At 74.0% G+C, this 6,824-nt stretch carries 7 protein-coding genes; 3 read left to right on the top strand and 4 right to left on the bottom strand.

Features of this window, described 5'->3' with window-relative positions; translation table 11 throughout:
- A partial coding sequence (locus VGR37_11360; GenBank protein ID HEV2147990.1) for a hypothetical protein occupies positions 1-461 on the top strand: 461 nt, incomplete at its 5' end.
- A 66-nt stretch (positions 462-527) separates the two neighbouring features.
- Here the strand turns inward: VGR37_11360 and VGR37_11365 are convergent.
- A complete protein-coding gene (locus tag VGR37_11365) occupies positions 528-2,075 on the bottom strand; it encodes a vitamin K epoxide reductase family protein (protein ID HEV2147991.1) in 1,548 nt (515 codons plus the stop codon).
- A gap of 122 nt (positions 2,076-2,197) precedes the next feature.
- Here VGR37_11365 and VGR37_11370 point away from each other — a divergent pair, with 122 nt between their 5' ends.
- Positions 2,198-3,076 (top strand): Rieske (2Fe-2S) protein, encoded by an 879-nt coding sequence (locus VGR37_11370; protein ID HEV2147992.1) that lies wholly within the window; start codon positions 2,198-2,200, stop codon positions 3,074-3,076.
- An 18-nt stretch (positions 3,077-3,094) separates the two neighbouring features.
- Here VGR37_11370 and VGR37_11375 read toward each other — a convergent pair whose 3' ends face one another.
- A complete protein-coding gene (locus VGR37_11375) occupies positions 3,095-3,472 on the bottom strand; it encodes an SPW repeat protein (protein HEV2147993.1) in 378 nt (125 codons plus the stop codon).
- Positions 3,473-3,474: 2 nt separating this feature from the next.
- Positions 3,475-4,038 carry a vitamin K epoxide reductase family protein gene (locus VGR37_11380; protein ID HEV2147994.1) on the bottom strand — a complete coding sequence of 188 codons (564 nt, stop codon included), beginning with the start codon at positions 4,036-4,038 and terminating at the stop codon, positions 3,475-3,477.
- 201 nt (positions 4,039-4,239) lie between these two features.
- Here VGR37_11380 and VGR37_11385 point away from each other — a divergent pair, with 201 nt between their 5' ends.
- Positions 4,240-5,829 (top strand): alpha-amylase family glycosyl hydrolase, encoded by a 1,590-nt coding sequence (locus VGR37_11385; protein ID HEV2147995.1) that lies wholly within the window; start codon positions 4,240-4,242, stop codon positions 5,827-5,829.
- Between the two features lie 36 nt (positions 5,830-5,865).
- Here the strand turns inward: VGR37_11385 and VGR37_11390 are convergent.
- Positions 5,866-6,824, bottom strand: a 959-nt coding sequence (locus tag VGR37_11390) for a GntR family transcriptional regulator (GenBank protein HEV2147996.1), incomplete at its 5' end; no start/stop codon positions are given.

Raw genomic sequence — 6,824 nt, forward strand, 5'->3', positions numbered from 1 at the left:
GGTCCACCATCTGGAAGAGGGCTGGTTGCGAGGAGTTGCGTCCGAGCATGTCGACTCCGGTCCGGGGGAACGAGCCTCCGAGCGATGCGCCCAATCTACTGCCCAGCCCCTGGCGGCGCGCCTTTTTTCAACAGCCTTTTAAGACCACCAAGGGCAAGCAGGCGCTCGCGGACCTCGAGGCGCGCAACGGCACCGGGGCCGACGGCACGCCGATCATCCGGACCACGAGCGAGATCGACAACCTCCTGCAGAACGGGTTCCTGAAGCTGATCAAGCGCGCCGACGACGGCAGCGAGGGCTTCCCCTGGGTGGTATGCTCCATCTACGAGGATCCCACGCAGGGGGCCATCACCAGCGACGCCTTCCTGGTACTGGTGCCGCGGGACGACGGCACGCCGGTGAGCCAGGAGCACCAGGACAACTTCGGGTGTCTGCAGGGGAGCGGAGACTTCTGCAGCTGAGACGACGCGAGGCCCCGCCGGGATGTCCCGGCGGGGCCACCCGCGGGCCGGAGAGCGCGGTCCGTCTCAGAACACGAACCGATCCCACCCGCCGTACCGTTCCCACTTCGGCCCGCGCGGCACCGAGAGCACCGCCACCAGCAGCCCCGCGCCGAGCGTGGCGGCCCTCGCCGCCCCGTCCAGCCCCTCCACCAGCCACGGGGCCGCCGCGATCCCCAGCCCCAGGAACAGGTCGAGCAGCCGCAGGGCACGGAGCGGCTCGCCCATGGCGACGACGCTCACCACCACCACCAGCGCGCCTCCCACGTGGTGCAGGTCGGCCGCGCGGGCGTCCAGGCCGAACACCGCGGGGGCGAACATCAGCCACACCCCCAGCGCCGTGGACGCAAGCAGGGTCCAGGGGAAGCTCATCCCCCAGAGCGAGGCCCCCACCACCTCGGCGGGGCGCTCCGGGAGCGCGGCCAGCTCCGGGGTGCGCCGGTCCTCCCCCGCCTCCTCCGCCGGCCCGCCCTTCCAGAACGCCCGCCACACCGACTCGCCGCGGCGGCGGGCGTGCGCCAGGTTCTGCCCCATGGCGATCACCTCGTCCACCTCCAGCGGGATCATGGGAACCATGATGGCGGCCGCCAGCAGGCAGAAGGTGCACCAGGCGCCCACCACCACCGGCTGCGAGACGACCAGCGCCACGTGCACCAGCCCCAGGGGGATCACCAGGATCCCGAAGAACGTCACCATCCACGGCATGGTGCGCCAGCGCGAGGGCGCGCCCATCCACCCCATCAGGAACTCGAAGGTGTAGGCGAAGGTCCCCAGCGCCGCGTCCGAGACGGGCCAGGCGTGCGACATGGAGGAGTCCAGCACGCGCCGCGTCCCCTCGCCGAAGAAGGGGTCCCACGCCTCCGCGGCGTAGCCGAGCTGGTACGCCGCCAGGTAGCGCGACGCCAGCCACCCGGCGAAGCCGGTGGCGATCATGATCCAGCGCTGCGGCCAGCTGGACGGGTTGTAGCTCCACCCCGGGGGCGTGTCGCCGCCCATCCGCATGTAGCGGATCATGTTGGGCATCCCGGGGACGAGCACCGACAGGGCGATCACCAGCGCCCCGACCAGGGTGTCGTTCAGGTAGGCGACCGCGGTGGGCGCCCAGAGGACGATGGGCGCGAGGGTGAGCCAGATCCCCACGAAGCAGCAGATCCACCACGCGACCGGGCGCCCCGGCCGCAGCGCGCGCCAGCCGAAGACCACCAGCAGCGCCCCCGCGACGACGTCGCTCCAGAGCGTCAGCGCGGCGCGCAGCTCCGTGTGCAGCGCGTCGCCGAACCAGACGCCGCGGCCCCCGCTGGGCTCCACCCACTGCGCCGGGTCGAGGTAGCCGAAGGTGAAGGGCGCCGCGAGCAGCCAGAAGCCCAGGAGCACCAGCGTCCAGGGGATCCAGAGCGTCTGCCGGTGGTGCCGGCGGAGCATCGCCTCGCGGTCCATCCCGCCCTCCTGCCCGCCCTCGCCCCCGTGCTCCTGGTGCGACTCGTGCTCGGCCATGGGGCGGGTGACGCCGCGCATCCCCATTCCCCCGTGCGCTCCGCCTCCGCCCCGCTCGTCCCCCCGCTCGTCCTCGCTCACGCCACGCTCCTCCCGCCGATGGTGGACCGGTCGCGCCGCCGGGGCCGCAAGGGGTGTTCCGGGAACGAAACCTGCCGTGCCGCACCGGCGGACCTCATCACTTCCCGGACCCGGAGGGGAGCATGCTCGCGCACGCCATCGAGAAGAACGTCGGGGACAATCCCGCGCTCGAGGAGCTGGGGACGAACGTGGCCCGCGCCGTCCACGGCGCCGTCCTGGACGGGGGCGAGCCCGCCCGGAACGCGGCGGACCTGCTGCACGGCACCTGGCTGGGGCACCCGCTGCACCCGATGCTCACGGACGTCACCATCGGCGCGTGGCTCTTCGGGGGGATGTTCGACCTGATGGGGCTGCGCAAGGGCGACGAGGCGTCCCGGGTGGCGGGGGACCGGCTGGCGGCCATCGGGACGCTCTCGGCCATCCCCACCGCGGTCACGGGGCTGGCGGACTTCTCCACCGTGCAGAAGCCGGCGGCCTCGACGGCGACCGTGCACGCCGCCCTGAACGCGGTCAGCGTGGCGCTGTACGGGCTCTCCCTCCGCGACCGCCGCCGCGGCAGGCGCAGGCGCGGCCTGCTGCTGTCGGGGAGCGCGATCGCGCTCTCCTCGGCGGCGGCGTGGCTGGGCGGCCACCTGGTGTACGCGCACAAGGTGGGCGTGGACCACGCAGAGCGCTTCTCCGGGCCGGACGAGTGGAAGCCGGTGCTGGACGCCGCGGAGCTGCCGGAGGGGACGCCGCGCTGCGCGGAGCTGGACGGGAAGCGGGTGCTGCTGTACCGGGAGGGGCTGGAGATCTACGCGATCGGCGCGGTGTGCAGCCACGCGGGCGGGCCGCTGGAGGAGGGCGACTTCGACGGCCACCGCGTGCAGTGCCCGTGGCACCAGTCGGTGTTCGACCTGCGCGACGGGACGGTGGTGCACGGCCCCTCCACGCGCCCGCAGTCCGTGTTCGACGCGAGGGTCCGCGACGGGAAGGTGGAGGTGCGGCTGCGGGAGAGCTGAGGGGCGGGGGCGCCCGGCTCACTCCGGCGGGGGCGAGCCGGCGCCCACCCGCTCGCCGTACCCGGTCCAGAGCACCCGCCACCCGCCGCCGAAGCGCGACTCCACCGTACCGCGCACCAGCGAGAGGCCGATCACCAGCACCCCCACGGCCACGCTGTTCCACGCCGCGGCGGCGGGGAAGCCGAGCAGCCAGGGCGCCAGGAGCAGCCAGACGCCGGCCACGGTGTTCACCCGCCGGAGGGGGCGGGTGACCTCGCTGATGGCGACGATGGCGAAGGTGGCGATCACCGGCCCGGCGATGCGGTCGCTGGTCTCCGCCGCGCCCGAGTAGCCGAGCACGGCGGGGGCCGCCATCAGCCAGATCCCCAGCGCGGTGCTCCCCAGGCGCGCCCACATCGTCAGCCCTCCCCGGCGGGCGCCGCGTCCCGCTCCCCGTGCCAGAAGACGTCCCAGGTGGAGCGGCCCCGGTCGCGCTCGCGCCGCACGTACTGCATGCTGGCCAGCATCTCGTCCATGGCCGGGCCGATCATCACCACCGAGACCACCGCCGAGGCCAGGCAGAGCGTGCACCATGCGCCCACCACCAGCGGCTGCGACATGACCAGGGCGATGCTCACCACCCCCAGCGGCCCCACCGCCACCCCGAAGAGGATCACGATCCAGGGCATCGTCTTCCAGCGGGCGGTGCCGCCGATCGCGCCGGTGACGGCGTCGGCCAGGTAGCCCAGGGCGCCGAGCGCGGCGTCCGGGACGGGGAGGACGTGGGAGAGCTTGGAGGTGAGCACCTTGCGGCTCCCGTTCCCGAAGAACGGCTCCCACACGGTGGGGACCACGCCCAGCTGGAAGAGCGCCAGGTAGGTGGCGATGGCGACCCCGACGACCGCGGCCCCCACGATGGGGAGGCGCTGCCCCCAGGTGGACGGGTTGTAGCTCCAGCCGGGCGGTGCTCCGGGCTCGGTCATGGCCGTTGAGACGGGGGAACCTGCCGCATCGCGATGTCGCGGTGGGGCCACCCGGGCAGGACCCGGGCCGCCGCACCCCGGCGGCCCGGACAGGCGCCGCCGTGCTCCGTCGGCTGTCCCACGGCCCGCGCGCCCGCTGGAACGCGGCGTGCGGCCGGCGGGGCGGCTCCCGCACTCCACACCCGCACCGGAGGGCAGACGATGCAGAACCCGTGGTGGCAGACGGGGATCATCTACGAGATCTACCCGCGCTCCTTCCAGGACTCCGACGGGGACGGCGTCGGGGACCTCACGGGGATCATCTCCCGCCTGGACTACCTCCACTGGCTCGGGGTGGACGCAGTCTGGATCGGCCCCATCTATCCCTCCCCCATGGCGGACTTCGGCTACGACGTGGCCGAGTACACCGGGGTGGACCCCCTCTTCGGCACGCTGGAGACCTTCGACCGCCTGCTCGCCGAGGCGCACGCACGGGGGATCCGGGTGATCCTCGACCTGGTTCCAAACCACACCTCCGACCGGCACCCCTGGTTCCTCCAGTCGCGCAGATCGCGCGAGGACCCGAAGCGCGGCTGGTACGTGTGGCGCGACCCGGCCCCGGACGGGGGCCCGCCGAACAACTGGCTCTCCAGCTTCGGCGGGCCCGCGTGGAGCTTCGACGAGCCCACGGGGCAGTACTACCTGCACTCGTTCCTCCCCGAGCAGCCGGACCTGAACTGGAGGCACCCGGAGATGTGGCCGCAGATGGAGCGCGTGATGCGCTTCTGGCTCGACCGGGGCGTGGACGGCTTCCGGGTGGACGTCGTCTGGCACCTGGTCAAGGACGCCCGTCTGCGCGACAACCCGCGGAACCCGGACTACCGTCCCCGGCGCGACCCGCCGAACGAGGCGCTGGTCCCCGCGTTCAGCGCCGACCAGCCCGAGGTCCAGGAGATCGTCGCGCGGATGCGGCGGACCACGGACGAGTATCCCGGCCGGGTCCTCATCGGGGAGGCCTACCTCCCCTTCGGCCGGCTCGTCCGCTACTACGGGGTGGCGAGTCCGGGAATGCACCTCCCCCTGAACTTCCACCTGATCACCTCTCCCTGGGAGGCCGTCGAGGTCGAGTCCACGGTGGCGGAGTACGAGGGCACGCTCCCGCCGGACGCGTGGCCCAACTGGGTCCTGGGGAACCACGACCGGAGCCGCGTCGCCAGCCGGGTGGGGGCCGGGCAGGCGCGCGTCGCCGCGATGCTGCTCCTGACCCTGCGGGGGACCCCCGTCCTCTACTACGGCGACGAGATCGGGATGCCGGACGCGGAGATCCCGCCGGAGCGGATGCGGGACCCGCGCGGGAAGCGGATCCCCGGGTCGAGCCGGGACCCGGCCCGCGCGCCCATGCGCTGGGACGGAAGCCCCGGGGCCGGCTTCACCACCGGCGATCCGTGGCTGCCGGCCGGCGGCGTCCCGGCCGGGTACAGCGTCGAGGCGCAGCGGGACGACCCCGGCTCCGTGCTCACCCTGTACCGGCACCTCGTCCGGCTCCGGCGCGCGGAGCCCGCCCTGCACCGGGGCCCGTACACCCCGGTGCCCGCGGCGGGCGAGAACACCCTCGGCTACGTGCGCGAGTGGCAGGACCGCCGCTTCCTGGTGGCACTCAACTTCGGGGAGGGCGCCGCGCGGTTCCGCCCGGAGCGCGGGACCGTGCAGGGGCGGGTGGTGCTCTCCACCCGGCTGGACCGGGAGGGAGAAGCGGTAGACGGAGGACTGGAGCTGCGCGGCGACGAGGGCGTCGTGGTCCTGCTGTCCTGAGGGGCGCCGCTCGGGGAGGCGGCCCCGCGCCGCCCCTCACCCCGGGCCGTGTCCCCGCTTCACGTTGAGCCGGATCACCAGCGACGAGAGGGTCCGCGCGAACTCGGAGGCGAAGGCGGGAGAGAACGGCACCACCATCCTCAGGTGGCCCGTGGTCGGGCGCTGCCTCGCCGCCCGGGTCATCAGCACCGGCACCGCCGGATCCAGCGCGGCGAGCGCGCGGGCCTCACCGGCGAGCACCACCCGGACGCGCTCGGGACGGGCTCCGCCGAAGAGCCGGCGGATCCGCTCGCCGTAGGCCGGGTCGGTGCAGACCACCGTGAGGGGCCGCCTGCGCAGGTGCTCCTCGATGGCGGCCACCCGCTCCGGCCGGAGCCGCGCCACCACCAGCGGCTTGTCGAGCCGCTCCGCCACCGGGCGCAGCTCGTGGGCGTGAAAGGCGGTGGTGACCAGGACGTCCGCCTCCCGGAGCGCTTCGGGGACGCCCGCGGCCGGATCGCGCAGCGGCTCCGACAGCGCGTACGCGTCCAGGCCGAACTGGTGCGCGGCCTCGCGGCGCAGCTCCGCCTGGCTGTCCAGGTCGCTTTCCACGCAGGCGCAGCGGAGGCGGGCGGCCGCGGTGGACCGGCGGAGCAGGTCCGGGAGGTGCGGGATGCGGATCTGGTGGTCGCATGCACCCGCCAGCACGCCCGCCAGCCAGTGGGCCGTTTCCCCGAGCGGCTCCTCGTACGCCTGCTGCATGGGGAGGACGAACACGCCGGAGCGCTCCCGCTTCTCCACGAGCCCCACTTCCTCCAGCGCGTCGTAGGCCCGCACCATGGCGTGCTTCTCGATTCCGAGCGCCTGCGCGGCGGCCCGGATGCTGGGGAGCCGGTCCAGGGGCTGCAGCCGCCCGGCGTGGATCGCGGCGGCTACCCGCTCGCGGAGGAGGTCGGCGGGGTCCGCCCCGCTCCCCGCCGCGGCCGCGCGCCGCAGCTCCCCGAGGAGATGGGTCC

The sequence above is a fragment of the Longimicrobiaceae bacterium genome, from assembly GCA_035936415.1.
Taxonomy (GTDB): Bacteria; Gemmatimonadota; Gemmatimonadetes; order Longimicrobiales; family Longimicrobiaceae; genus JAFAYN01.